At 72.0% G+C, this 347-nt stretch carries 1 protein-coding gene; it reads left to right on the top strand.

Annotated features, from left to right (window positions below; translation table 11 throughout):
- A partial coding sequence (locus AB1L30_RS00220) for an ATPase, T2SS/T4P/T4SS family (RefSeq protein ID WP_367011350.1) occupies window positions 1–340 on the top strand: 340 nt, incomplete at its 5' end.
- Window positions 341–347 lie beyond the last annotated feature (7 nt).

The raw sequence follows: 347 nt of genomic DNA, 5'->3' as shown, positions 1-347 counted from the left end.
GCTGGACATCCGCCACCGGATCGACGGCGTCTTGCAGCCGATGGCCCTGCTCCCGGTCCGGGTCGCGCCGAACGTCGTGGCGCGGCTCAAGGTGCTTGCACAGTTGCTCACCTACCGGACCGACGTGCCCCAGGAGGGGCGGATCGCCTCGCGGCCGGGGCAGGCCGAGGTGCGCGTCAGCACGTTCCCGACGCTGCTGGGGGAGCGGGCGGTGGTGCGATTCTTCGCGGGGTCGGGGCGGCTGGTCGACCTCGATCGGCTGGGACTGCCGGGGGACCTGCTCACCTCGTTCCGATCCGCCCTCCGCCAAGACCGCTCTGGGCGTCATTTCGGCTGGTAGGGGGACC

Origin of the sequence: Bremerella sp. JC817 (assembly GCF_040718835.1) — a bacterium.
Classification (GTDB): Bacteria; Planctomycetota; Planctomycetia; order Pirellulales; family Pirellulaceae; genus Bremerella.
Note: the sequence above shows the minus strand (reverse complement) of the source record. Positions and strands in the feature narration are given on the sequence as shown.